This window comes from Methylobacterium sp. J-072, from assembly GCF_022829425.1.
Lineage (GTDB): Bacteria > Pseudomonadota > Alphaproteobacteria > Rhizobiales > Beijerinckiaceae > Methylobacterium.
Genome location: NZ_JAKSYK010000223.1, coordinates 69,892 through 93,019, shown reverse-complemented (window position 1 = coordinate 93,019; position 23,128 = coordinate 69,892). Strand labels below are relative to the sequence as shown.

General features: G+C 70.2%; 23 protein-coding genes. 7 read left to right on the top strand and 16 right to left on the bottom strand.

Translation table 11 applies throughout. The annotated features are described in order from the left end of the window. Positions 1 to 2: 2 nt before the first annotated feature. The 4 genes from lptE to MKK67_RS30150 all read right to left on the bottom strand — a co-directional run bounded on the left by lptE (position 3) and on the right by MKK67_RS30150 (position 4,967). A complete protein-coding gene (gene lptE, locus MKK67_RS30165; RefSeq protein WP_243972460.1) occupies positions 3 to 548 on the bottom strand; it encodes an LPS assembly lipoprotein LptE in 546 nt (181 codons plus the stop codon). 121 nt (positions 549 to 669) lie between these two features. After that, a complete protein-coding gene (locus tag MKK67_RS30160) occupies positions 670 to 1,623 on the bottom strand; it encodes an AEC family transporter (protein WP_243972443.1) in 954 nt (317 codons plus the stop codon). A gap of 108 nt (positions 1,624 to 1,731) precedes the next feature. Further along, positions 1,732 to 3,972 (bottom strand): TonB-dependent siderophore receptor, encoded by a 2,241-nt coding sequence (locus tag MKK67_RS30155; RefSeq protein WP_243972441.1) that lies wholly within the window; start codon positions 3,970 to 3,972, stop codon positions 1,732 to 1,734. 128 nt (positions 3,973 to 4,100) lie between these two features. Then, positions 4,101 to 4,967, bottom strand: coding sequence for an acid phosphatase (locus MKK67_RS30150; protein ID WP_243972439.1), 867 nt, complete (start codon positions 4,965 to 4,967; stop codon positions 4,101 to 4,103). A 205-nt stretch (positions 4,968 to 5,172) separates the two neighbouring features. Here MKK67_RS30150 and MKK67_RS30145 point away from each other — a divergent pair, with 205 nt between their 5' ends. Both MKK67_RS30145 and MKK67_RS30140 read left to right on the top strand, forming a co-directional pair. Then, a complete protein-coding gene (locus MKK67_RS30145) occupies positions 5,173 to 5,736 on the top strand; it encodes a hypothetical protein (RefSeq protein WP_243972438.1) in 564 nt (187 codons plus the stop codon). Continuing rightward, positions 5,733 to 6,176 carry a hypothetical protein gene (locus MKK67_RS30140; RefSeq protein WP_243972437.1) on the top strand — a complete coding sequence of 148 codons (444 nt, stop codon included), beginning with the start codon at positions 5,733 to 5,735 and terminating at the stop codon, positions 6,174 to 6,176. Before MKK67_RS30145 ends, MKK67_RS30140 begins: the two co-directional genes overlap by 4 nt. Positions 6,177 to 6,242: 66 nt before the next feature. On the opposite strand, the gene MKK67_RS30135 is transcribed toward MKK67_RS30140, so the two are convergent. The 4 genes from MKK67_RS30135 to MKK67_RS30120 all read right to left on the bottom strand — a co-directional run bounded on the left by MKK67_RS30135 (position 6,243) and on the right by MKK67_RS30120 (position 9,320). Continuing rightward, a complete protein-coding gene (locus MKK67_RS30135; protein WP_243972436.1) occupies positions 6,243 to 7,100 on the bottom strand; it encodes an alpha/beta fold hydrolase in 858 nt (285 codons plus the stop codon). 25 nt (positions 7,101 to 7,125) lie between these two features. After that, positions 7,126 to 7,971, bottom strand: a complete 846-nt coding sequence (gene dapD / locus MKK67_RS30130) for a 2,3,4,5-tetrahydropyridine-2,6-dicarboxylate N-succinyltransferase (RefSeq protein ID WP_243972435.1) — start codon at positions 7,969 to 7,971, stop codon at positions 7,126 to 7,128. An 84-nt stretch (positions 7,972 to 8,055) separates the two neighbouring features. Continuing rightward, positions 8,056 to 8,505: a cyclic nucleotide-binding domain-containing protein gene (locus MKK67_RS30125; RefSeq protein WP_243972434.1), complete on the bottom strand. Its 450-nt coding sequence runs from the start codon at positions 8,503 to 8,505 to the stop codon at positions 8,056 to 8,058. 128 nt (positions 8,506 to 8,633) lie between these two features. After that, positions 8,634 to 9,320 carry a response regulator transcription factor gene (locus MKK67_RS30120; RefSeq protein WP_243972433.1) on the bottom strand — a complete coding sequence of 229 codons (687 nt, stop codon included), beginning with the start codon at positions 9,318 to 9,320 and terminating at the stop codon, positions 8,634 to 8,636. A 411-nt stretch (positions 9,321 to 9,731) separates the two neighbouring features. Here MKK67_RS30120 and MKK67_RS30115 point away from each other — a divergent pair, with 411 nt between their 5' ends. Next, a complete protein-coding gene (locus MKK67_RS30115; RefSeq protein WP_243972431.1) occupies positions 9,732 to 10,259 on the top strand; it encodes a L,D-transpeptidase in 528 nt (175 codons plus the stop codon). A 9-nt stretch (positions 10,260 to 10,268) separates the two neighbouring features. On the opposite strand, the gene MKK67_RS32820 is transcribed toward MKK67_RS30115, so the two are convergent. From MKK67_RS32820 to MKK67_RS30100, 3 genes are all read right to left on the bottom strand, one after another. Beyond that, a complete protein-coding gene (locus tag MKK67_RS32820; RefSeq protein WP_243972430.1) occupies positions 10,269 to 10,556 on the bottom strand; it encodes a helix-turn-helix domain-containing protein in 288 nt (95 codons plus the stop codon). Then, positions 10,553 to 10,951 carry a type II toxin-antitoxin system RelE/ParE family toxin gene (locus tag MKK67_RS30105; RefSeq protein WP_243972429.1) on the bottom strand — a complete coding sequence of 133 codons (399 nt, stop codon included), beginning with the start codon at positions 10,949 to 10,951 and terminating at the stop codon, positions 10,553 to 10,555. Before MKK67_RS30105 ends, MKK67_RS32820 begins: the two co-directional genes overlap by 4 nt. A gap of 108 nt (positions 10,952 to 11,059) precedes the next feature. Next, a complete protein-coding gene (locus MKK67_RS30100; protein WP_243972428.1) occupies positions 11,060 to 11,812 on the bottom strand; it encodes a YggS family pyridoxal phosphate-dependent enzyme in 753 nt (250 codons plus the stop codon). Positions 11,813 to 12,234: 422 nt separating this feature from the next. On the opposite strand from MKK67_RS30100, the gene leuS reads away from it, so the two are divergent. Further along, a complete protein-coding gene (gene leuS, locus MKK67_RS30095; protein ID WP_243972427.1) occupies positions 12,235 to 14,817 on the top strand; it encodes a leucine--tRNA ligase in 2,583 nt (860 codons plus the stop codon). A 192-nt stretch (positions 14,818 to 15,009) separates the two neighbouring features. Here the strand turns inward: leuS and MKK67_RS30090 are convergent, their stop codons facing one another. The 3 genes from MKK67_RS30090 to MKK67_RS30080 are packed head-to-tail and all read right to left on the bottom strand — an operon-like array spanning position 15,010 to position 17,557. After that, complete coding sequence (locus MKK67_RS30090; protein ID WP_243972425.1) at positions 15,010 to 15,795, bottom strand: ABC transporter substrate-binding protein; 786 nt, start codon at positions 15,793 to 15,795, stop codon at positions 15,010 to 15,012. Positions 15,796 to 15,851: 56 nt separating this feature from the next. Beyond that, positions 15,852 to 16,607: a TerC family protein gene (locus MKK67_RS30085; RefSeq protein WP_243972424.1), complete on the bottom strand. Its 756-nt coding sequence runs from the start codon at positions 16,605 to 16,607 to the stop codon at positions 15,852 to 15,854. Then, entirely contained in the window at positions 16,604 to 17,557 is a 954-nt protein-coding gene (locus MKK67_RS30080) for a lipid kinase (RefSeq protein ID WP_243972423.1), read from the bottom strand. Before MKK67_RS30080 ends, MKK67_RS30085 begins: the two co-directional genes overlap by 4 nt. Before the next feature lie 278 nt (positions 17,558 to 17,835). Here MKK67_RS30080 and MKK67_RS30075 point away from each other — a divergent pair, with 278 nt between their 5' ends. From MKK67_RS30075 to MKK67_RS30065, 3 genes are all read left to right on the top strand, one after another. Further along, on the top strand, positions 17,836 to 18,696 hold the full coding sequence (locus MKK67_RS30075; protein WP_243972422.1) for a hypothetical protein: 861 nt from the start codon (positions 17,836 to 17,838) through the stop codon (positions 18,694 to 18,696). A gap of 42 nt (positions 18,697 to 18,738) precedes the next feature. After that, positions 18,739 to 19,989, top strand: a complete 1,251-nt coding sequence (locus MKK67_RS30070; protein WP_243972461.1) for a thermonuclease family protein — start codon at positions 18,739 to 18,741, stop codon at positions 19,987 to 19,989. Positions 19,990 to 20,108: 119 nt separating this feature from the next. Next, positions 20,109 to 21,149 carry an aldose epimerase family protein gene (locus MKK67_RS30065; protein WP_243972421.1) on the top strand — a complete coding sequence of 347 codons (1,041 nt, stop codon included), beginning with the start codon at positions 20,109 to 20,111 and terminating at the stop codon, positions 21,147 to 21,149. Here MKK67_RS30065 and MKK67_RS30060 read toward each other — a convergent pair. Then, positions 21,121 to 22,500 (bottom strand): MFS transporter, encoded by a 1,380-nt coding sequence (locus MKK67_RS30060; RefSeq protein ID WP_243972420.1) that lies wholly within the window; start codon positions 22,498 to 22,500, stop codon positions 21,121 to 21,123. The two genes, MKK67_RS30065 and MKK67_RS30060, sit on opposite strands and share 29 nt — an antisense overlap. Before the next feature lie 83 nt (positions 22,501 to 22,583). Next, positions 22,584 to 23,015 carry a nuclear transport factor 2 family protein gene (locus MKK67_RS30055; RefSeq protein ID WP_243972419.1) on the bottom strand — a complete coding sequence of 144 codons (432 nt, stop codon included), beginning with the start codon at positions 23,013 to 23,015 and terminating at the stop codon, positions 22,584 to 22,586. Positions 23,016 to 23,128 lie beyond the last annotated feature (113 nt).

Below are 23,128 nucleotides of genomic sequence, written 5' to 3'. Positions count from 1 at the left end.
GCTCACGGCTTGGTCGAGAGCACGGCGGCCAGGCGCGTCTTGATCTGGTCCGCCAGGACGCTGGCGAGGCGGATCTCGGCGTCACGCGCCGCCCGTTGGCTGGCGAAGCGCTGGACCGAGCGGTCGTAGGTCGCGGTCGAGGTCGCCACGCCCTCGGAGTAGACCTTAGTGCCGGCCATGTCCTCCAGGCTGTACTTGATGTTGGCCACCAGCGTGCCGGCCTCGGCGCGGCCGGTGGTGGAGGAGACGATCGGGGTCTGCACGATCTCGGAGCCCGAGAGCTTCAGCCGGTAGCGCTTGCTCGCCGGCTGGCCCGACCCGTCGAGCTCGAAGATCAGTTCGCTGCGCAGGTAATGCCCGAGCCGCTCCTGGCCCTGGGCCATTCCGACATCGTCGACCTGCACGGAGGCCAGCAGCGCCTGCACGGTCTCGCCGGAGGCGGTCGGCCCGTAGAGCGGGCGGAAACAGGCCGACAGGTTCAGCGCCAAGCCGGCGACGCAGGCGAGGCGGCCGATCCGGCCCGCAACCGATACTCCCGAACGCACCATCACGTCGCCGTTCCGCCCCGCTTCGTCGCAGTCCCTCTTAGCCCGGACCGGGAGGGCCGCGCCATGAGGCTACGCGGCAACCGTTACGATTCCTCTGCGGCGAGAGCGTGGTCGCTCGGTTTCAGACCGTTGCCAGATAGCCCGAGACCGTGACGATCGACAGGATCGTCGAGACCAGCACCACCGTGGAGGTCAGGTCGGCCTCCCGGCGGTAGAATTCCGCCAGCATGAACGGGCCGGTCCCGGTAGGCAGGGCGGCCATCAGCACCGCGACGTGCAGCAGCAGCGGCGGCAGGTCGAACAGGTAACGGCCGAGCCCGTAGGCGAGGGCCGGCTGCCCGACGAGCTTGAGGCCGACCAGCAGGGCGGCCGCCCGGGGCTGGGCGCTGCCGGGCCGGCGCTTCTGGGCCAGGAACAGGCCGAGCGCCACCAGGGCGCAGGGCGAGGCGGCCCCGCCGAGGAGCTTGAGAAATGTCTCGGCCGATGCCGGTAGCGTGAGGCCGGCACTCGGGACCACGGCGCCGAGCGCCGGCGCGATCAGCAACGGGTTGCGGATCAGCGAGCGGCCGACCGCGCGCCAGACCGGGACGTTCGTACCGGCCTGCCCAGCCCCGTGCGCTTCCCGCCGGAGCCCGGTCTCGATCAGCACGATCGCCACCGCGAACACGCCGCAGACCGTGAGGATCGCCGCCACGGTGGTGGGCGCCAGCGCCTCCGGGCCGAAGGCGACCAGCGCCAGGGGGAAGCCCATGAACCCGGCATTGGGATAGCCGGCATTGAGCCCGTCCACGGCGGCGTCGGAGAGCGGGTGCCCCTCCCCCCGCCGGATCAGCACCGTGAGCGCGAACACCGCCAGGCTGCTCAGCCCGAAGGCGCCGATGAAGCCGGGCTTCCAGATCGCGCTCCAATGGGCGTGCGCGGTCACGTCGAGCAGCAGCGCCGGCAGGGCCAGGAACACCACGAAGCGGTTGAGTTCGGTTGTCGCGGCGGCACCGAGCACGCCGATCCGCCGGGCCAGCCAGCCGGAAAAAATCAGCGCGAAGATCGGCAGCACGACCAGCAGGGTCGAGAGCATGGGCGGCCCGGGTCGGAGGACGAGGCTCCGGCCTTAAGCGGATCCCGCCCCGCCCTCCAGTACCGGGGGCGGGGATCTGCCATGCCGGCCCCTGCCCCCGCGAAGCCGTTACCAGCGATAGATCAGGCTGCCGATCACCGTAGCGGGGGCGCCGCGATAGCAGAAGCCGGCCTGGCAGTTGTAGTAATCCCGGTCGAAGATGTTGAACGCGTTGATCTGCGCCCGGAAGCCTTTGTACTTCGGATCGAGCGCCGCGAAATCGTAGGCGACCAGCGCGTCGAACAGGGTCACGGTCGGGTTGCGGACCGTATTCTCGTCGTCGGCGAAGCTGTTGGCGTTGAACCGGATACCGCCGCCGACGGTCAATCCGCGCAGCGCCGAGGAGGGCGGGAACAGGTAGGTCAGGAACGACGCGAAGGTGTCGCCCGGGATGCCCGAGAGGCGGTTCCCGTCGATCGCCGCACCGGTGACGACCGAGGTCTGCTTGACGAAGCGGAAGTCGAGGTGGGTGTAGGCGACGGTCAGGTTGGTCCCCGGCGCGAAGTTCGCCGTCGCCTCCATCTCGAAGCCGCGCGAATTGACCTCACCGGTCGCCACTTGGTTGGCGAAGTTCGTGGGATCCTGGCGCAGGATGCTGCTCTGGTTGATATCGAAGCCAGCGATGGCCGCGCTGATGTTCGTGCCCGGGATCAGGTACTTCACGCCCGCCTCGATCTGATCGCCGGTGGCGGGCTTGTAGGGACGGCCGGTGACGACGTTGACACCGACCTGTGGGGTGAAGGTCGTGGCGTAGCTGGCGTAAGGGACGAGGCCGGGCGCGAGCTCGTAGTTCAGGCCGGCGCGGTACGTGAAGGCGCTGTCGTTCTGGCTCTGCGGTCCGGCGACGACGCCTCGGGTTATGCTCGCCGTGTCGGAGGCGACCCAGTCTTGCCGTCCGGTCAGCGTCAGGACGAATCTCCCCCACTTCGCCTGTTCCTGGACATAGAGGCCGACCTGATCCTGCGCCTGACGCGACGAGCGGTCGATGCTCGGCCGGGTGATCGGTTGGCGGCCGTAGTTCAGGGTGAGCAGGTTGAGGTCGGGCGCCACGCCGAAACCGGCGATGCTCGAGAAGTCGTAGTGGTAGTAGTCGACGCCGGTCAGCAGCGTGTGGGCGATCGGTCCGGTCTGGAGGTGGCCCTCGAGCTGCGTATCGACCGCGAAGGAGGCCAGCGACTGCTTGAACAGGCCGGTGGACCGCTGCGCGCTGAGGCCCGTCACCGCGTCGACCTGCGTGTACGAGAAGTTGGCGTCGACGCCGGAATAGCGGAAGTTCTGCCGCAGGATCAGGTCCGGCGTGAACACGTGCTCGAAGGCATAGCCGATCCGGTGCTGATCGGTCCGGTAGGTGTTGAGCGCGCCGTCGCCCGAGTAGATCCGCGACACGCGGAACCCCGGGAAGTTGTAGAAACTGGCATTGCCCGGGACGTTCGATTCCTGGAATTCCGTGAGCAGCGTGAAGGTCGTGTCGGCCGAGGGCCGCCACGTGAAGGCGGGGGCGATGGTGAACCGGTCGTCCCGGACGCCGGGGCCTGGCAGGAACGTGTCGGACTGGCGGGCGACGCCGGTGAGCCGGTAGGCCATGGTTCCGTCGGAGCCTTCGACGGGGCCGCCGATGTCGAAGTTGCCCTGGTAGCGATCGAAGCTGCCGCCCTGGAACCAGACCTCGCCGAATTGGGCGAAGACCGGGCGCTTGCTGGTCACGTCGACGATGCCGCCGGGAGAGCCAAGGCCGTAGAGGCCGGAGGCCGGCCCACGCAGGATGGTGAGCGCCTCTGCGCCGTAGGGCTCGATGCGGGGGACAGCGAAGCCGACACCCGTCTGGCGCAGGCCATCGCGGAAGATCCCGTCGTAGGTCTCGGCGAAGCCGCGGATGTAGAACGAGTCCGCGCGCGGGTCGAAGCCGAACACGTTGCTCGACACGCCGGGCGTGTAGGCGAGTGCCTCGTTGAGGCTTTGCACGTTGCGGTCGTTGAGCTGCTCGCGGGTGACCACGGAGACCGATTGCGGGGTCTCGATCAGCGGCGTGTTGGTCTTGGTGGCGGTCGGGCTCACGCGTGCGACGTAGCCGGTGACCCCGGAAGGACCGCCGCCGCCGCCGCTGGTGGCCGCACTGTTGCCGTCGCCGCCACTGACATTGGCGCCCCCAAAGCCGGTCCCAGCCGCGGGCGCGGAAGCCGGGCGGGTGGCCTCCACGGAGATCTCGTTGAGCTGCACGGCGCCCTGCGCGGCAGCCTGGGACGTGACGGCGGCGGTGGCCAGGGCCGTGGAGGTGACAAGCAACCCGAGGCGGGTGGAACGCATGGACATTGAACCCTGAGATGCGCCGCTCGCCGGCACTTCAATCTCAGGATCAACCGTTCACGGGTGGTTGATCAACCCGAAAACGTGTTATCAATCACACACTTAGAAGAGTTCAAATCTGAAATTGTTCGCATTCAAAACTCCAGCGGCGGCTCCCGCAACGCCTCGGCCTCGCGGATGCAGACGGCCTGGTCGGGGGCCGTCCCACCGCCGGACAAAACACCCCGGAGTTCGGTTCGCGCCTTGTCCAGGTCGGCCCGGAACCCCGGATCGCCCATCAGCGTGGCGAGGACCGAGGAGCCGGTGATCCGCCCGGCCGCCACGTCGCTGAGCCAGTGCACCCCGCACACGACGCGGCTCTCGCCGTAGGCCCGGCCGCGCGCCAGGATCGCGGTCGCCTTCTCGGGCACCAGGGAGGCCAGGATCAGCGCGTAGGCCCAACCCTGGGTGGCATGGCCGGAGGGGTAGCTGAAGCTGTCGGTGAGCGCCTGGGTCCGCTGGACGCAGATCGGCGCCTCGTTGCCCACGAAGGGGCGCAGCCGGCGGTAATGCACCTTCGGGCCCCGGGTCGCCCGGGCGAGGTCGAGCCGGGTGCGTTCCAAGAGGTTGAGCACCGCCGGCACCCGGGCCTGGTCGATCCGGGTGCCGAGCACGCAGGCGAAATTGTCGAGGACCGCGGACGCGCCCTCGGACACGTCGTTGGCGGCGATCTCCCAGCGGGGGCTGCCCTTCAGGGCGCGGGTGCCGTTGAAGGCCGCCCGGTCGGCCTTGTCGAGGGGTGCGTCGTGGGCCGGCGGCGGCGGCAGGATCTGGGTCGCATCGGGGCCCGCCGTCTCGGCGAGATAGGGCTTCACCGCCGGCTTGCCGGGCTTGAGCGTGTCGGCTCCCAGCGACGGCGCCGCCGGCGGGTTCGACGGGGCAGGGCGGGGCGGCTCCTCGGCGCGCACCGGGGTCGCGGCGATCAGGACGGCGAGGGCCGGCAGGGCGAGAATGCGCAGCATCGGATCCGTGGCGGTGTCGGGCGAAGGGACGAGACAGGAGGCGGACCGCTCCCGCAGACAAACGAACGGCTCGGCCAGACGGTTCAGTCCGTGCACAGGCCTCTGATCCTGTCCAGGGGCTGCCATGACGGATGGGAGGCGGCGGTTGACCCGGGCTGCCGGCCGCGCAAACCCTGCGGTGTCCTCCTCCAGAAGTTCCGACCGCATGGCTCAGCCCCTCGACCGCGCCCGCCTCCTGGAGGCCTTCGAGGTGCTCGGCACCGACCTCGCCGAGCACGGGCAGTTCGTCGAACTCGCCGTCTATGGCGGCGGTGCGCTGATGCTACAATTCGCGTGGCGGCGCGCCACCGAGGATGTCGATGCCGTCGTGCGGGCCGGCTACGACGAGGCGGCTCTTGCGCCCTCGGTGATCCGGGTCGCTAAGCGGCTGGGACTGGAGCCGGACTGGCTCAACGATGCCGTCGGCATGTTCACCCCGCTCGACGAGGACGAGACCCTGTTCGCCCTGTCCGGCACTTATCCCACCGGTGGGACACCAGGACTTCGGACCGTCCTGGCCAGCCCTGCCTACCTCCTGGCGATGAAGTTGCACGCCTTGCAGAGCCTCGACCGCGGCGACCGGGATTTGAACGACGCGCGCGCCCTCTCGGCTCACCTGGGCTTGGGCGATGTGGAGGCGCTGGAACGCCTCTATCGCTCGATCTACGGGGAGGACCCGTCGCCGGAGGTGCGGGCGCGGTTTCCCGCTGTGATCGCTGTGGCGCCATGAGACCGCATTCCCTGGCGGAGGTGGTCGAGCGCGCGCGCGGCGACGGGGATTGGGAGCACCACCTGCGCGAGTTCCTCGACGCCTTCTACGCGGCTGACGGGGACGTCGCGCGGCAGGCGGCGTTCATCGCCGACGAACCGGGCCTGCTCGGGCGGCCGGAGGCCGATGCGTTCCTGGGCGGGGCCGGGGAGCATCTGGCCCGGCGCTGGGGCCTGCCGATCCCGGGCTGGGTCCGAGCCGAGAGCCGGTATCTGACGACCGCCCTGTTCGTGCCAGACGAGAAGCCCCTGCGGGGCTATCTGATGTGCGTCAGCCCGGTCTCGTTTCGGGCGCGCCTGATCTTCACCGGGCCGGACCCGCTCCAGCGCGCCCGCTTCCCCTACCATCGCGGCGTGATCACGATGCCGCCGGAACATGGGTTTCCAAAGGGCGAGCCCTGATGATGCCAGGGCTCTGCCCTGAACCCGCAAAAGGTCCTGGACCTTTTGAAACCATTACTTTGCCGGCTAAACCGCTCGGATCGCTGTCGCGACCGCGGCGGGGAATTCCTCGTGCGGGCTCAATGCCCCGGGGATCGTGGCACCCGTAACCCGGCCCTGGGCGATCAGTGCGTCCATCTCGGCGCCGGAGCGGCGGGGGGCTTTCTCCGGCCGCAGCACCAGGGTCGGCGGCAGGTTGTCCTCGAACAGGTCCAGGAAGGCGGCGCGGTCGGTCACGGGGTCGAGGCCGCCGGTGACGAAGGCGGCAGTGCCGAAGCGGCCGTTGCGCTGGCGGGTGACCGCGTGCTTGGCCCGGACCAGGGCCGGAGTGACGTGGGTCGGGTCGGCGTAGACATGGGCGCGCATCATCCGGCCGATGATCGGCGGGCTGATGTTGAGCCGGTAGAGCGCGTCGCCGAGGATCGGCGCCTCCACGGCCCGGCGGATCCGGGGAAACCAGTGCGCGCGGCTCGGCATCGCGGTGGGCAGCGGCCCACGCCAGGTCGGCGCCACCAGCACCAGCCGCTCGAAGGCCTGGGGGTGTCTGCGCGCCGCCGCGACCAGATAGCCGGCGGCGTGTCCAGCGGCGATCCCGATCGCGTAGGGGCCGGGAGCGGCGGCGAGCAGCGCGTCCAGGAAGGCGTGGAGGGTGTCCGGACCGAGGGGCAGGCGGGTCCGCGGCCGGGCGCCGAAGCCCGGCCAGTCCGGCACCAGACAGCAATATTCCGAGCCAAGGGCGCGAGCGAGGTCACGCATCTCGGCCCGGTCCGAGATCGTCGACAGGGCCGGCAGCAGCAGCGCGTCGCGCCCCGTGCCGATCACGTCGCACGGGGTCGGCACCGGACGGCCCGCCACGGTCAGGTCCAGGTTCCGCGTAGTCTCCACCAGGCTGCCCCCAAGTCCCAAAAAATCAGGTGCGCAGCAGCTCGTTGATGGCGGTCTTGGAGCGGGTGCCGGCATCGACGCGCTTGACGATCACGGCGCAGTACAGGCCGGGGCCGGGGGTGCCGTCCGGCAGCGCCTTGCCCGGCATCGTGCCCGACACCACCACGGAGTAGGGCGGCACGCGGCCGTACATCACCTCGCCGGTGGTGCGGTCGACGATCTTGGTCGAGGCGCCGATATAGACGCCCATGGACAGCACGCTGCCCTGGCCGACGATCACGCCCTCGGCCACTTCGGCGCGGGCGCCGATGAAGCAATCGTCTTCGATGATCACCGGGTTGGCCTGGAGCGGCTCGAGCACGCCCGCGATGCCGGCGCCCCCGGAGATGTGACAGTTCTTGCCCACCTGCGCGCAGGAGCCGATCGTCACCCAGGTGTCGACCATCGTGCCCTCGCCGACATAGGCGCCGAGGTTGACGAAGCTCGGCATCAGCACCGCGCCCGGGGCGATGTAGGAGCCGCGGCGGACGAAGCAGCCCGGCACGGCGCGCAGGCCCGCGGCGCGGAACTCGGCCTCGCCCCAGCCGGCGAACTTGGAGGCGACCTTGTCCCACCAGGGCGCGCCGCCGGGGCCGCCCTCGATCGCCGCCATGTCGTTGAGGCGGAAGGACAGCAGCACCGCCTTCTTCAGCCACTGGTTGACGACCCAATCGTGGTTGCCGCTCTTCTCGGCGACCCGGGCCTTGCCGGAATCGAGCAGGTTCAGCGCCTCCTCGACCGCCTCGCGTACGGCGCCCTGGGTCGTGGTCGAGATGCCGGCGCGCTCCTCCCAGGCCGTCTCGATGGTCTTGGCGAGGTCGGAGGTGGGCATGGGTGCTCGATGCTCTTGTGACGGGAGCCCGTGCTTACTCGCGGGCACCGGGGCTGTCACCCGGGCAGCCTCAATCCACCCCGCTCAATCCTCCAGCAGAACCCGCACCCGGTCGAGATCGGTCACGAGATCGACGAGGTCGATCGCCAGGGTGTCGTAGACGGATTGCGCGGCCGCGGGGAACTCCTCCAGCACCCGCCGCATCAGCGTCGGGGTGATCCGCATGACCTCAGTAGCGCCCTCGGCCCGGGCCTCGGTCGGCCGGGTGCCGCGCACGAACAGGGCGAGCTGTCCGATCAGCGCCGAGCGCCCGGCGCGCACCGGCTCGGCGTCCGCCACCCGGGGCGCGAGCCGGATCGTGCCCGACATCACCACGAAGCCGCCATCGGCCGGATCGCCCCGGGCGAACAGCAGGTCGCCATCGGCCAGCTCGCGCCGCTCGGCCGCGAAGGTCAGCAGGCGCAGGGCGTCCCGGTCGAGGAAGCCGAACAGCGGCGCGTCTGCGAGGATCGCGATGTCGTCGTCGAGCCCCAAGGAACCGCCCTACCACCTGCGCGCAAACGAGCCTGAGCCTCGCTTACTCGCAAATCCCTAAAGCCGTTTCCGATCGCGTTGCAATCGCGCTTGGCTCTGGGTCCGGGCCGTCACGCGTCATCAGCCGATCAGGGCAGCAGCTTGTAGCCGCCGCCTTCGGTGACGAGGATCGCCGCAGTGGCGGGGTTCGGCTCGATCTTCTGGCGCAGCCGGTAGATATGCGTCTCCAGCGTGTGCGTGGTGACGTGGGCGTTGTAGCCCCAGACCTCGGCGAGCAGCGTGTCGCGGTTCACCACGGCCCGGCCGGCCCGGTACAGGAAGCGCAGGATCGCGGTCTCCTTCTCGGTGAGCTTGAGCTTCGAGCCGCGCTCCCCGACCAGCAGCTTGGCGCCGGGCCGGAACGTGTAGGGGCCGATCTGGAACACCGCGTCCTCGGACGCCTCGTGGCTGCGCAGATGCGCGCGGATCCGGGCGAGCAGGATGCCGAACTTGAACGGCTTGGTGACGTAGTCGTTGGCGCCCGCCTCCAGCCCCTCGACGTGGTCCGCTTCCGAGTCCTGCGCGGTGAGCATGATCACCGGGCCGCGAAACCCCCCGGTCCGCATCCGCCGCACGGCTTCGCGCCCGTCGAGATCGGGCAGGCCGACATCCATCACCGCCAGGTCGATGCGCTCGGCCCCGACCCGCCGGACCGCGTCCGCGGCATTGGCCTCGGTGACCACGGTGAAGTCCTCGCAGAGGTCGAGCTGCTCGGTGAGCGTGTCGCGCAGGATCGCGTCGTCGTCACAGATCAGCAGGCGATAGGCATTCGACATCGTCCGGGGCCCTGGAGCAGGCTGCGGGACCGGGAAAACCCGGCCTCCGGGAACAGCGTGCGATGGCAAGGATCTGGAGCACGCCGTCCATCGTGAGACAACACGGCCGGCTCCAGGGAAGCGCAGGGCGCGCCGCACCGGAATCCAAGGGCGTTCGGTCCCCCCGGCGCTGGGGTGGGCTGGTTCGCTCCCGAATCCCGGCTTCGGCGGCCTGGGTTCCGCGGCAAGAATAGGGCTGCGTTTGTGGCCGGAAATTGCCTTGTGCGCAATTTTTCACGGTTTCGGTATTGGATACCGGGCATAACGCCCTCCGATCCGCCCCGGGACCCGCGGCCGGGTGGGGCGCGTGCGGCAGGCAGGGGAGGGGCTTTGGTGCGGGGATATCGGCATGCGCGGCTCGGACCTGTCCGCGTGACTCTGGACGAGATCCGGGTCCGCGCGACGGTCGGCGACCGCCGCCGGGGCCAGCTCCTGATCGGCCCGGCCGTGATCCCTTGCGCCCTCGGGGCGGGCGGCATCGTCTGCGACAAGCGCGAGGGCGACGGCGGCTCGCCGCGCGGGCGCTTCCGCCTGCGGGGGGGCGCGTACCGGCCCGACCATCTCGGCCTGCGCCCGCGCACAGCCTTGCCGCTCCGGGCGACCCGGCCCGGCGACGGCTGGTGCGACGATCGCCGGGACCGCCGCTACAACCGGCCGATCCGCCTGCCGGCCCCCGGCATCAGCGCGGAATCGCTGTGGCGCGACGACGGGCTCTACGACCTGGTGATCGACCTCGATTACAACCGCGCGCCGATCCGGAAGGGGCGTGGCTCGGCGATCTTCCTGCACATCGCCCGGGACGGCTACCGGCCCACCGAGGGCTGCGTGGCGCTGGCCCGGGCGGATCTGCTGCGGCTCCTCAAGCGCCTCGGGCCCCGCACGCATCTGCGGATCGGGTGAGGGCGGCCGTCAGGCTTCCTTCGCCTCGAGTTGGATCCGGAGGCGCGCGCCGACGGCCTCGGCGTAGCGGCGCAGCGAAGCCGTCGACGGCATGACCTGCCCGCGTTCCCACCGGGCGATCTGCCCCTGGGACGTCTGCATCCGCTGGGCGACCTCTTCCTGGGTCAGCTTGGCCCGCGCCCGGGCCTCGGCCATGGAGAAGCCGAGTTCCATCTCCGGCCCGATGGCCCCATGCGCCTCGCGATAGGCGGGATCCGCGTTCCACCGTTCCCGGACGGTCTTGAAGGGGATCGTCACGTCGTTTCTCCTGTGTCGATGGTCCGCGCTCGCGTCTCAGCCAAATCGATCCATCGCTTCGGCGTAGTCTGCGTCTTCTTGATCGCGCAGAGGACAATGATCACCCTCTTGCCGGTCACGGTGACGTAGAGGGCCCGGCCCGTCATGCCGTCGGTCCGGGGTCTCAGTTCCCAGATCCGACCGCGGATGTGTTTGGCATGCTCCTCGGTAAGACTTAGCAGGCCCCGGGTTTCGATCCGAGCGACGATGCGGTCCAGGGCGGCGCGAAGCTTGACAGGCCATGCCTCGACTTCAGCGACGACGGTCTCGTCGAGAAACGAAACCGACCAAGCTTCTGGCGGCGCATCCGCAATACTCGATGCCGTGCCCCGGGGCGGCTTCGTGCTTGAGCCCATCAGTCCGCAACCGAGACTCGAAATATGCGTGAAAAAGCATATCACGGATCACGGTGTTTGATAGCCCTTTCAGCACCAGGGCCGCCTATCGTTCAGATGGGGTGACCCTCACACCTTCCGGGTCCGCGCCCCAAAAATCGCCGTCCCGACTCGGACATGGGTGGCGCCCTGCTGGATCGCCGCGGGAAAATCCGCACTCATGCCCATCGAGAGGATCGGCAGGTTGTGCGTCTGCGCCAGCCGGGCGAGCAGGGCAAAATGGGCCGAGGGCGGATCGTCCGCCGGCGGGATGCACATCAGGCCCTGGATCGCGAGGCCGTGGGTGTCGCGGCACTCGGCCAGCAGGGTCGCGAGCTGGTCCGGCAGGACGCCGCCCTTCTGCGGCTCCGCACCGGTATTGACCTGGATCAGCAGCTTCGGCGCTCGTCCGGACCGATTGATCTCCTTGGCGAGCGCCGCCGCGAGCGACAGCCGGTCGAGGGAATGGATCACGTCGAACAGGGCCACCGCCTCGCGGGCCTTGTTGGATTGCAGCGGCCCGACGAGGTGCAATTCGACATCCGGGTAGCGGGCGCGCAGGTCCGGCCATTTCGCGGCTGATTCCTGGACGTAGTTCTCGCCGAACACCCGCTGCCCCGCCTCCAGGGCCGGGACGATGCCCTCCGCCGGCACGGTCTTGGAGACCGCCACGAGTTGGACCTCCGCCGGGTCGCGCTCCGAATCCTCGGCCGCCTGGGCGATGGCGGCCCGGACCTCGGCGAGCCCGGCGGCGACATCAGCCTCCCCGACCGGCGGCTTGGCGGTCGGCTGCCCCATCCCGTCGGTGGGGGGAGCGTTCGAGTCGGTGATCGCGTCGTCCATCGCGTGTCTGTCCTATCGCTGCCGGGTGCCGGTCTATGCTGTCCGCGGTACACGTCCCGATGACGATGCTTGATCGTCCCGGGAGGAGGGCGATCCAACCCACCCCCTCATCCTGAGGTGCCGAAGCGAAGCGGAGGCCTCGAAGGAGCCTCCAGGGATCGCGTGGCTGGCTGGAAGCCTCCTTCGAGGCGGCTGCGCCGCACCTCAGGATGAGGGGGTGGGTGGGACCGCCCTGGTGCTGCCGCCCCTCGCGTACCGTGTCTGCTGCCCGCCGACCTATGCCGTTGCGTGGCGGGCGCAAGCCCGAAGCCAAGCCCGAAGCCATGCATCCGTTGACCGGCTCCGGCGCAGATATGCTACTGGGCCGCAACGTGCCGCGGCCATCCCCGATCAGCCGCCGAGCCCCTGACCCAGCCGGACCCATGACCAGCACCGCCCCCTCCGCCGTCGAGCGCTACAACGCCAAGGATGCCGAGCCGCGCTGGCAGGCCGCCTGGGCCGAGCAGCGGCTGTTCGAGACCGACAACGCCGACGGGCGCCCGAAATACTACGTGCTGGAGATGTTCCCGTACCCGTCGGGGCGGATCCATATGGGCCACGTGCGCAACTACGCGATGGGCGACGTGGTCGCCCGCTACAAGCGCGCCCGGGGTTTCAACGTGCTCCACCCGATGGGCTGGGACGCGTTCGGGCTGCCGGCCGAGAACGCCGCCATGGAGCGCAAGGTCAACCCGCGGGACTGGACCTACGCCAACATCGCGTCGATGCGCGACCAGCTGAAGGCCATGGGCCTGTCGCTCGACTGGAGCCGGGAGATCGCGACCTGCGACCCCGACTATTACAAGCACCAGCAGCGCATGTTTCTCGACTTCCTGGACAAGGGTCTGGTGACCCGCCGCACCGCCAAGGTGAACTGGGACCCGGTCGACCACACCGTGCTTGCCAACGAGCAGGTGATCGACGGGCGCGGCTGGCGCTCCGGCGCCCTGGTCGAGCAGCGCGAGCTGACCCAGTGGTTCTTCAAGATCACCGATTTCGCCGAGGATCTGCTCACCGCGCTGGACGGTCTGGATCGCTGGCCGGAAAAAGTCCGGCTGATGCAGAAGAACTGGATCGGCCGCTCCGAGGGGCTGGAAGTCCGGTTCGCCCTGGCCCGGCCGCCGGCCGGTGCAGCCGAGTCCGTGACGGTCTACACCACAAGGCCCGACACCCTGTTCGGCGCCCGGTTCCTGGCGATTGCCGCGGACCATCCCCTTGCGGCGACCTTGGCCGCCAATAACCCCGATCTTCAGACCTTCATCGAGGAATGCCGGCGCACCGGCACCGCCCAGGCAGCGATCGACACCGCGGAAAAGCTCGGCTTCGATACCGGGCTGACCGTGCGCCACCCGCTCGACCCGGCCTGGGAGCTGCCGGTCTACGTCGCGAATTTCGTGCTGATGGACTACGGCACCGGCGCGGTGTTCGGCTGCCCGGCGCACGACCAGCGCGATCTGGATTTCTCGAACAAGTATGGGCTTGGCAACGTCCCGGTGGTCTGTCCCGAGGGGCAGGACCCGGAGGCCTTCCTGATCACCACCACCGCCTATGTCGAGGACGGGCGGATGATCAATTCGCGCTTCCTCGACGGCATGACCACCGATGAGGCCTTCGAGGCCGTGGCGCGCCGGCTGGAGGCGGAGGGGGTTGCCAAGCGCAAGGTCCAGTTCCGCCTGCGCGACTGGGGCGTCTCACGCCAGCGTTACTGGGGCTGCCCGATCCCGATCATCCATTGCGAGACCTGCGGCCCGCAGCCGGTGCCGGTCTCCGACCTGCCGGTGAAGCTGCCGGAGGAGGTATCCTTCGACCAGCCCGGCAACCCGCTGGAGCGGGACCAAGCCTGGCGCAACGTGCCGTGCCCCACATGCGGCGCGCCGGCCCGGCGCGAGACCGACACGATGGACACGTTCGTCGATTCGTCCTGGTACTACGCCCGATTCACCGCGCCCTGGCTCACCGACGCCCCCACCGACCGGGCCACGGTCGACCATTGGCTGGCGGTGGACCAGTATATCGGCGGCATCGAGCACGCGATCCTGCACCTGCTCTACGCCCGGTTCTTCATGCGGGCGATGCGCGAGACCGGCTGGGCCGGCGTCTCGGAGCCGTTCGCGGGCCTGTTCACGCAGGGCATGGTCGTCCACGAGACCTACAAGGACGCGACCGGCGCCTGGGTGCCCCCGGCCGAGATCCGCTTCTCCACCGAGGAGGGCGAGCGCCGCGCGTTTCACGTGAAAACTCAGGCGCCGATCGCGATCGGTTCCATCGAGAAGATGTCGAAGTCCAAGAAGAACGTGGTCGATCCGGACGACATCATCGCGAGCTACGGGGCCGACACGGCGCGCTGGTTCGTGCTCTCCGATTCGCCCCCCGAGCGCGACGTGATCTGGAGCGAGGAGGGCGTGCAGGGCGCGGCCCGGTTCGTCCAGAAGGTCTGGCGCCTGGTCAACGCCGCTCAGGCAGCCACCGGCGACGGCGCCGCCGACCTCGCCCTGCGCAAGGCCGCCCACCGGGCTCTGGCCGCGGTGCAGGACGATATCGAGCGCCTGCGCTTCAACCGCTGCGTCGCCCATATCTACACCCTGGCCAACGCCCTCGAAGACGGACTCCGGGGGGCGGTCTCGCGCGCCGCGGCGACGGAAGCGGCCGGCATCCTGGTGCAGCTGATCGCCCCGATGATGCCGCACCTCGCCGAGGAATGCTGGACGGCGCTGGGCCGCCCTGGGCTGGCCGCCCAGGCGCCCTGGCCCGAGGCGGAAGCCGGGCTCCTGGTCGAGGACGAGATCACCCTGCCGGTCCAGATCAACGGCAAGAAGCGCGCGGACGTGACGGTGCCGCGTGACGCCGACGCCAAGGCGGTGGAAGCCGCCACCCTAGCCCTGGAGACAGTCCAGAAGATTCTGGAGGGCAAGCCGCCGCGCAAGGTGATCGTCGTCTCGGGGCGGATCGTGAATTTGGTGGTGTGAGCGTGCGCGCGGGTGCGCGCCTGTCTATCCCACTCACCCCCTCATCCTGAGGTGCCCGGCGATCGAAGATCGCCGGGCCTCGAAGGAGGGCTCCAGGAATCGCGCGACTGGCTGGAGGGCTCCTTCGAGGCCTTCGCTCCGCTTCGGCACCTCAGGATGAGGTGACGGGTTGGACTTGCCGCAGACCCAGCTCTACGGCGCCGCCAGCCCCGAATCCTGCCCGTTGGCCTCCAGGCTCCGCGCGATGAACCCATCCGCCTTCGCCTGCGCCAGGAAACCCGCCAGAAAGGCCGCCCCCGCGTCCCGCCCCACCGGCAGGCCCATCGCCTGGGGAATCTCCATGAAATGTCCCGGCAGCAACCGCACTTCCGGGTGGGCGGCCGCGTAGGCGGCGAGCGGCTGGTGGACCCCGGCGGCGACATCGAGCCCGTCCCGGGCGAAGGCCGTGACCGCCTCCGCGGAAGTCGGCGCCCGCACCAGGGTGGCGTGGCGCAGCGCACGGGTCAGGAACAGGTCGTAGGCGCTGCCGCGTCCCACCGAGACGCGCACCCCGTCGCGGTCCACCGCCTTCAGGGTCCGGATCGGCGAGGCGGCCGGGACGAGATAGCTGCCGGCGATCAGCACGTAGGGCGCCGTGAAGGCGATGCCCTCGGCGCGCTGCGGGTCGATCGCCAGGAAGCAGATGTCCCAGGTCCCGGACCCGGCCGAGCCCGAGACGGCGCCCGCCCCGGGAAACGTCACGAACGCCACCGGCACGCCGAGTGTCTGCGCCAGCGCCCGGGCGAGATCGACCGACACGCCCGCCGGGCCGTCCGCCCCCGATCGGGCCAACACCGGATTGCCGAGGTTGATCGCAGCCCGCAGCGTGCCGGTGGGGGCGAGGTCGTGCAGGATCGAGGGAGAGGGCGTCATCGGGATCGTCTCCGCGCCGGCGGGAGCGGAGACCAGCAGGGCGCACAGCATGGCCGCGATTCGCATGGGCGTCTCCAACACGGTGCAGGTGCCTGCGCCGGAGGCCGGCGGAACGGGGCCGATTAACGCTGCCCCTGCTCCGGGCTTCCACTCGCCGCGCGTCGGCGCCCCCGGGCCAGCATGTTGAGGCCCTCCACGCCGGCCGAGAACGCCATGGCGGTGTAGATGTAGCCCTTCGGCACGTGCGCCCCAAAGCCTTCCGCGATCAGCGTCATGCCGATCATGATCAGGAAGCCCAGCGCCAGCATCACCACGGTCGGGTTGCGGGCGATGAAGGCCGAGAGCGGCTCGGCCGCGACCAGCATGACGATCACCGCCACCACCACGGCTACCATCATCACCGGCACGTGCTCGGTCATGCCAACGGCGGTGATGATCGAGTCGATCGAGAACACGAGGTCGAGGAGCAGGATCTGGCCGATCGCCGCGCCGAACCCGATCGTGCCGCCGGTCGTCGTCCCATCGGTCTCGTCGGGATCGACGCTGTGGTGGATCTCCTTGGTGGCCTTCCACAGCAGGAACAGGCCGCCGCCGATTAGGATCAGGTCGCGCCAGGAGAAATCCTGGCCCAGCACCGAGAAGACCGGCTCGGTCAGGTGCACGATGAACGCGACGGTGCCCAGCAGCCCCAGCCGCAGGACCAGGGCCAGCCCGATCCCGATCCGCCGCGCCCGGGTCTGCTGGTCGGCCGGCAGCTTGTTGGTCAGGATCGAGATGAAGATCAGGTTGTCGACGCCAAGCACGACCTCCATCACCACGAGGGTCGCGAGCGCGACCCAGACGGCCGGCTGGCTGGCAAGCTGGATCAGGTCAGTCACGGGTCGGGCGTCTCGCTGGTCGGGAACAGGCGGCTGCCGAGGGCGGTGAGGTCGAACGGGCCGGGGCGGCTTGCCGGGTCGGGGGCGAAGACCTGGAGGATCTTCGGGAACACCTTGAAATGCGCTGGCGTATGCGTGGTCAGCTCGCCATCGGTGTTCACCGGCCGGGGCTTGCGCGTCGCGATTGTGATCTCCTGGGTCTGGAAGGCCCGCACGTCGGCGGCGCGGCCATGCGTGCCCCGGCGCAGGGCCGGCAGGAGCGCGATCAGCCGCCACCAATGGGTGACCTCCAGGCTGTAGAAATCGAGCTTGCCGTCATCGACCGTGGCGGTCTCCTCGACGGTCATGCCGCCGCCGTAGTGCCGGCCGTTGCCGACCGAGACCTGGATGGTCGTCACCTTCTCGACCGTGCCGTCATGCTCGATCGTCACGGTGAACGGCCGCACCCGGCGCAGCACCCGGATCGCCGCGACCGCGTAGCCCAGCACCCCCCAGGTCTTCTTCGACTCGGCCGTGAGCTCGCCCGCCAGTTCCGCCGAGAAGCCGATGCTGGCGACGTTGAAATAATAGTGGCCGTTGACCCAGCCGAGATCGACCGGCCGCGCCTCGGCCATCGGGATGAACCGGGCGGCGGCCAGGGGATCCAGCGGCAGGCCGAGCGAGCGGGCGAGGTCGTTGGCGGTGCCCAGCGGCAGGATCGCCAGCGGAAGCCCGCTCTCCACCAGGGCGGGCGCGGCCATGTTCATGGTGCCGTCGCCGCCGCCGAGGATCACCAGGTCGACGTCCTTGGCGCGTGCGCGAATCTCCTCGCGGCAATCGGCGTCCGGGGGCGGCTCCACCGGCTCGATGCCGCCGGCCCGCAGGATCCCCCGCACCTCGTCGAGGTCGAGGCCGCCGTTGCGGGCCTTCGCGTTGCAGATCAGCAGCGCCCGGCGCTGGGCAGTGCTCATCGCGGGCTCCGATGCAGCTGTGGGGTCGCCTCGGTCTCGGGTCGGGCCACGGGAACCTCGATGCGCGGGGCGAAAGATCGCTTGAAACGGCCGACGGCCAAGATTGTCCCCACTTGGTAGCAGAACGGACGAACGCAACCCCGTCATCCACGCAATCCCCGGCTGGTGCGAACCCCACAGATCGGCAGAATCGTGGGTGCGCCCGGAACACCCGTGGAACCGCTTCGGCATGCGGGCGCGTTCTCGTCACGTCCGCCCCGGCCGCCAGGAAGGCACCGATGCCCGCCACCACTCTCACCCGACCACGTGCCCTCGCGCTCGGCGTGATCCTGCCCCTGGCCTTCGTCGGCGCCGCCTCGGCCCAGCAGCAGGGGGCAGGATCCCAAAAAAGTTCCTGGGTCGATCCGCCGGTCCGGAGCGCGCCGGCCGCCGCGGCCAAGGCGCAGCCGAAAGATCCGGCCGGCGATCAGGCGAAGCGGGCGGTCCCGGAGAAGGAGCCGGTCCGGCAGGCCGCCAAGCCCGAGCCCGCGGACGACGCCTTGCCCAACGACGCCTTGCCCAAAGGCGCCACGACCCGGGCCGCCGGTCCGAAGCGGGCGGCCGCCCTGGAGCGTCCGCGGGCCCGCGAAGCCCTGCGGCGCCCGGCCCCGCATCCGCGCCGGCTCGCCGACACGCCAGCCGCCGTCGCACCGGCGCCGGTCTCGGCCGCCTCCGGCGAGCGGGCCGCCGTGGCCCGGGCGCTGGCGGCGAACTACCTCGCCACCGTCTCCAGCTCGGGCGACACGATGGTCGGCACGGCGCCGCATTTCTACGGGACGCGGGTGCGCTTCTACGGGCACCCGATCACCCTGGCGGGGCTGGTGGCCGAGAAGCGCAGCTTCGTGCAGCGCTGGCCCGAGCGCCGCTACGAGCCGCGGACGATCCGCACCGCCTGCGATTCCGAGACCTGCACGATCCGCACGATCGTGGATTTCCGCACCGCGAACCCGGATCGCGGCGCCATCTCCACCGGGGCGGCCGAGCTGATCCTGGAAGTGAGTTTCTCCGGCAACCGCCCGGTGATCGTCGGCGAGACCGGACGGGTCCTGCACCGGAGCGTCCAGGCCGGCACCCTGGCCCCCTCGCCCGGCAAGGCGTAAAGCGGCGTCCGTGCGGCGCACGGTGAGGCCGGGATCGGGTTTATGACGTCTTCAACGGTGGCGGCGGAACAGGAAGCGGCGCCGGCGCGTCCGGCGCTCGACGATCCAGAGCGCGCCGCCCTCCGCGAGGCGATCCGGGCGGCGGTCGCTCGGGCGCGGCCGCGCCCGGTGGCTGTGCGGACCCTCGAACTGATGGCCGAGGCCGCGATCGTGCCCGGGGCGTACGGCTACCGGGTGCTCGATCGCCACGGCGTCCCGCGCCTGCGCCCGGGGACCTCCGAGCCGATGACGCTCGCTGACTTCGTGGCGGAGCTACAGGCGCGGCATCCGGCCCTGTTCCTGCCGCCGGAACCCCAGCCTGCCGCCGCCCCCGAGGAGCCCAAGGATTCCCCGATCCTGACCGGCGCCTACGAGATGAAGGCCGCCACCGCCCGCTTCGTCGAGACCCAGTCCGAGCGGGCCCGGTCGCTCGCCGAGCGTTCCTCCATGCAGGGGCGGGCGCTCGCCCAGAACGCGGCCGGCCGGTTCGCCACCCTGCGGACCGGCTTGCGGAGCCGGTTCGGTCGCCGGCCCGAAGCCGCGGCGCCCGGCCCGGATCCGGTCTCGGCGTGGAACGACGGTCCGGGGCGGCTCGGCGAGGCGGTGCGCGACAGCCTACCCCATCTGCGCGACCGGCTTGGCCTCGGCGGCGGCGACGAGGGCGGCCGCAGGCATCGGCGTTGGCTCCTGGGCGCGAGCGCGGCCGCCCTGGTGGCGGTGGTCGCGGCCGGGCTGGTCCTGGCCGGCCGCGAGCCCGAATCCACGCGTCCCGCGACCACCCAGCCGGCGCCGCCCCAGGTCGCCAATGCACCGACCACGGCTCCGGCGAACCCTCCGGCGGCCCCATCCGCGGCGACTCAGGCCACAGCCCCCGACACGGTGACGCCCCCGCCCGAGACCGGCGGCGATCCGGAGCCCGACACGCCGCCGCCCGCGGCCAATGCCATCACCGGGCAGGCCCAGGTGATCGACACCGCAACCCTGAAGGTCGCCGGCAAGGTCGTGCGCCTGTTCGGCGTCGAGTGGGTGCGCGGCGGCCAGGCCGAGGAACTGACCCGCTATATCGGCGGTCGCCCGGTGACCTGCCAGCCGGCGCCGGGCAGCGAGACCGTGAACTGCCTGGTGAACGGGCGCGACCTCTCCGAGGTCGTACTGTTCAACGGCGGCGGCCGGGCCTCCCCCGAGGCAAGCCCCGAACTCGTGGCCGCCGAGGATCACGCCCGCAGCGAGCGGCTCGGCGTCTGGAAGCGCTAGGGCGCTTGCCATCGAAGGGGCTGGCGTTTGGCGACGCGCTTTCCCAGGGCTCTGCCCTGTACCCGCAAAAGGTCGACAACCTTTTGAAACCGGGACTTTGCCGAGAGCGGGGAGGGGACATGCCGGCTGAGATCTTCGGGCGCACCGCGGACGGTCAGGTGGTCACCCGGCACCTCCTCGCCCGGGGAAGCTTGCGCGTCCACGTCATCGATTTCGGCGCGGTGATCACGGCGATCGAGGTGCCCGACCGGGCCGGCCGCAGCGCCAACGTCGTCCTCGGGCTCGATAGCCTCGCGGGCTACGAGACTGTGAGCCCGAGCTTCGGCGCCATAGTCGGGCGCTACGCCAACCGCATCGCGGGCGGGCGCTTCAGCCTCGACGGCCAGACCTACCAGCTGCCGGTGAACGAGGCCCCCAACACCCTGCATGGCGGCGACCGGAATTTCGGAAAACATCTGTGGCACGTGGAGGCGGCCGACGACACGAGCCTCGCTCTGGGCCGCCGCTCCCTCGACGGCGAGGAAGGGTTTCCCGGCAACCTCGACGTCCGCGTGCGCTACAGCCTGCCCGAGGACGGGCTGCTGCGCCTCGATTACGAGGCGGTGACCGACCGGCCGACGATCCTGAACCTCACCAACCACAGCTACTTCAACCTAGCGGGGGAGGGGACCGGCAGCGTGCTCGACCACGCGGTCCAGATCGAGGCCGACGCCTTCACCCCCACCGACGCGACCCAAATCCCCACCGGCGAGATCCGGCCGGTCACCGGCACCCCGTTCGATTTCCGCACCCCGCACGCGCTGGGCGACCGCATCCGGGTCGGCGACCCGCAGCTCGCCTTCGCCAAGGGCTACGACCACACCTTCGTGCTGCGCGGCGCGGCCGGGACCCTGCGCCCGGCCGCGACCTGCATCGATCCGGGCAGCGGAAGGCGGCTCGATGTGGCGACCACGCAGCCAGCGCTACAGCTCTACACCGGCAACAACCTGGACGGCACGCTGATCGGCCCCTCCGGCCGGATCTACCGCTCCGGCGACGGCGTCTGCTTCGAGACGCAAGGATTCCCGGACGCCCCGAACCAGCCGGGATTTCCCTCCGCGGTTCTGCGGCCGGGCGAGGTATTTCGGGCGGTCACGACGTTCCGGTTCTCGGTGGCGTAAGAGCCGCGGCGTGCGCGGGCTTGGTCTCCAAAGCGGGGAAGCGTCCTGCGGACAGCCGCCAGATCAGCGCGGCGGCCAGGGACACGGCCACCATGATCCAGAGCGAGACCGGCATCGCGCGGTCGAAGCCATCAGTTGCTGCAAGCAAGGCGCCGAAGATGGCAACGCCCAGAGCCGCGCCCGTCTGACGGGCCGCGTGGAGGGCTGCGGCCGCGACGCCGGTATATTGCGGCACGACGGCGCTCAAGGCTGGGGCCGTCGCGGCCGGCGAGATGAAGCCTGAGGCGAGCCCGATCGCCAGCATCGGAGGAACCGTCAGCCAGGATGACGAGCTTCCGGTACAAAGCAGACCGAGGGCACCGAAGGCATAGAGGCCGAAGGCGATGCTTACAGGACGCCGCGTCCCATAGCTCCGCGCGACACGATCGGAGACGAAGCTCCCGCAAGCGACCATGACGGTGACGGGCAGGAGCGCCAAGCCGGTCTGAACAGCCGAAAGCCGCTGATGCTGCTGGTCATACAAGCTGATGAGGAACAGGAAGCCGTAGAAGACGAAGGCGGACGCGAAAGACACGGCGACCGATCCAGCGAAGACGCTATCTCTGAACAGCGACAGCGGCAGCATCGGATGCGCAACTCGCGCCTCGATCCGGAGAAACAGCACCCCGGCGGCGAGCGCGATGGCGAGGCCCGCCAACGTCGGCATCGAGAACCATCCGAGGCCGTCGCCCTCGATTAGAACGCCGATGAGCGTGCCGATGGCGATGATCGCCGTCATCTGCCCGGCGAGGTCGAACGGTCGGGCCTGCCGCGGCCCCGGCTCGGACGTCAGGCGGCCCGTCATGGCGAGGCCCAGCAGCCCGATGGGTAGGTTGACGAAGAAGATGCTGCGCCAGCCGAAGAGATCGATCAGGATCCCGCCGATCAGGGGACCGGTCGCCATGGCGAGACCGCCGCAGCCGATCCACAGCCCGATGGCGCGCGCCCGGCGCTCGGGATCGGGAAAGGCCTGGTTGATCAGCTTCAGCGAACACGGGACCAGCAGGGCGGCTCCGACACCCTGGACGGCGCGGGCCGCCATCAGGCCCGGGAGGCTTGCGGCCGCCCCGCACAGGGTCGAGGCAAGGGTGAACAGCGCCAAGCCGGCAAAGTAGCCATTGCGCGCGGCCCAGCGATCCCCCAGCGCCCCCCCGGTCAGGAGCAGGCTGGCGAAGGCGAGGGTATAGGCGTTCATCAACCATTGCAGGCCGGCCACGTCGGTCGCGATCGAGCTGGAGATGCCGCCTAGGGCGACGTTGACGATCGAGGTATCGAGCAGGACGACGACATAGCTGACGCTGGTCGCCGCCATGACGAAAGCCGCATCGCGAGATGCGCCGTCTCGCCGATTTGCCCGGCGCGGCCCGGCCGCGAGTCCTCCAGGGTCCGGCACGATCACAACCGTGACGCGGCGAGGCTCGGAGCGAGCGCCCGGAAGCCGACCCAGCCCCAATAGACCCGGTGATGAGCGATGAGCCCGGCCGCGAGGTCCATCACTTCGACCAGGTCGACCTGGTCGCCCTCCGGCGTGGCGCGCGGATATTCCCAGGTGAGCTGGCGGCCGTCGGAGAAGAAAGTGCCGGTCCGGTACCAGCGGCCGAGCGCGCTGCCGGGCTTGCGCAGCGATGCGGCGAAGAAGCGCCGGATCGCGGGTTTGCCGGTCAGGATTCCGGACGCATCGATCCCCGATTCGGCCAGGACCAGCGGGCTCTCCAGGATGGAATCCTCGGCATAGAGCGCCATCAGGCCATCGATGTCGCGGTTGAGCACCGTCTCGTGCCAGCGTTCGTAGATGCGGCGGATGTCGGCCTCGGGCGTCTTGGTCATGGCAACCTCGGATCGGATGCGAGACCGGGACCCTAGCGGTGGGGAGAGGCCGGATGCTTCGATACGTGTCGAAGCATCTGTACCGCTTCGATGGCATGGTGGGCCGGCTGCGC

What these genes read in the sequence shown, in the direction of transcription:
- lptE (WP_243972460.1), bottom strand. Translation starts at nt 548, where the DNA reads ATGGTGCGTTCGGGAGTATCGGTTGCGGGCCGGATCGGCCGCCTCGCC.
- MKK67_RS30160 (WP_243972443.1), bottom strand. Translation starts at nt 1,623, where the DNA reads ATGCTCTCGACCCTGCTGGTCGTGCTGCCGATCTTCGCGCTGATTTTT.
- MKK67_RS30155 (WP_243972441.1), bottom strand. Translation starts at nt 3,972, where the DNA reads ATGTCCATGCGTTCCACCCGCCTCGGGTTGCTTGTCACCTCCACGGCC.
- MKK67_RS30150 (WP_243972439.1), bottom strand. Translation starts at nt 4,967, where the DNA reads ATGCTGCGCATTCTCGCCCTGCCGGCCCTCGCCGTCCTGATCGCCGCG.
- MKK67_RS30145 (WP_243972438.1), top strand. Translation starts at nt 5,173, where the DNA reads ATGGCTCAGCCCCTCGACCGCGCCCGCCTCCTGGAGGCCTTCGAGGTG.
- MKK67_RS30140 (WP_243972437.1), top strand. Translation starts at nt 5,733, where the DNA reads ATGAGACCGCATTCCCTGGCGGAGGTGGTCGAGCGCGCGCGCGGCGAC.
- dapD (WP_243972435.1), bottom strand. Translation starts at nt 7,971, where the DNA reads ATGCCCACCTCCGACCTCGCCAAGACCATCGAGACGGCCTGGGAGGAG.
- MKK67_RS30120 (WP_243972433.1), bottom strand. Translation starts at nt 9,320, where the DNA reads ATGTCGAATGCCTATCGCCTGCTGATCTGTGACGACGACGCGATCCTG.
- MKK67_RS30105 (WP_243972429.1), bottom strand. Translation starts at nt 10,951, where the DNA reads ATGGGCTCAAGCACGAAGCCGCCCCGGGGCACGGCATCGAGTATTGCG.
- MKK67_RS30100 (WP_243972428.1), bottom strand. Translation starts at nt 11,812, where the DNA reads ATGGACGACGCGATCACCGACTCGAACGCTCCCCCCACCGACGGGATG.
- leuS (WP_243972427.1), top strand. Translation starts at nt 12,235, where the DNA reads ATGACCAGCACCGCCCCCTCCGCCGTCGAGCGCTACAACGCCAAGGAT.
- MKK67_RS30090 (WP_243972425.1), bottom strand. Translation starts at nt 15,795, where the DNA reads ATGCGAATCGCGGCCATGCTGTGCGCCCTGCTGGTCTCCGCTCCCGCC.
- MKK67_RS30080 (WP_243972423.1), bottom strand. Translation starts at nt 17,557, where the DNA reads ATGAGCACTGCCCAGCGCCGGGCGCTGCTGATCTGCAACGCGAAGGCC.
- MKK67_RS30075 (WP_243972422.1), top strand. Translation starts at nt 17,836, where the DNA reads ATGCCCGCCACCACTCTCACCCGACCACGTGCCCTCGCGCTCGGCGTG.
- MKK67_RS30070 (WP_243972461.1), top strand. Translation starts at nt 18,739, where the DNA reads ATGACGTCTTCAACGGTGGCGGCGGAACAGGAAGCGGCGCCGGCGCGT.
- MKK67_RS30065 (WP_243972421.1), top strand. Translation starts at nt 20,109, where the DNA reads ATGCCGGCTGAGATCTTCGGGCGCACCGCGGACGGTCAGGTGGTCACC.
- MKK67_RS30060 (WP_243972420.1), bottom strand. Translation starts at nt 22,500, where the DNA reads ATGGCGGCGACCAGCGTCAGCTATGTCGTCGTCCTGCTCGATACCTCG.
- MKK67_RS30055 (WP_243972419.1), bottom strand. Translation starts at nt 23,015, where the DNA reads ATGACCAAGACGCCCGAGGCCGACATCCGCCGCATCTACGAACGCTGG.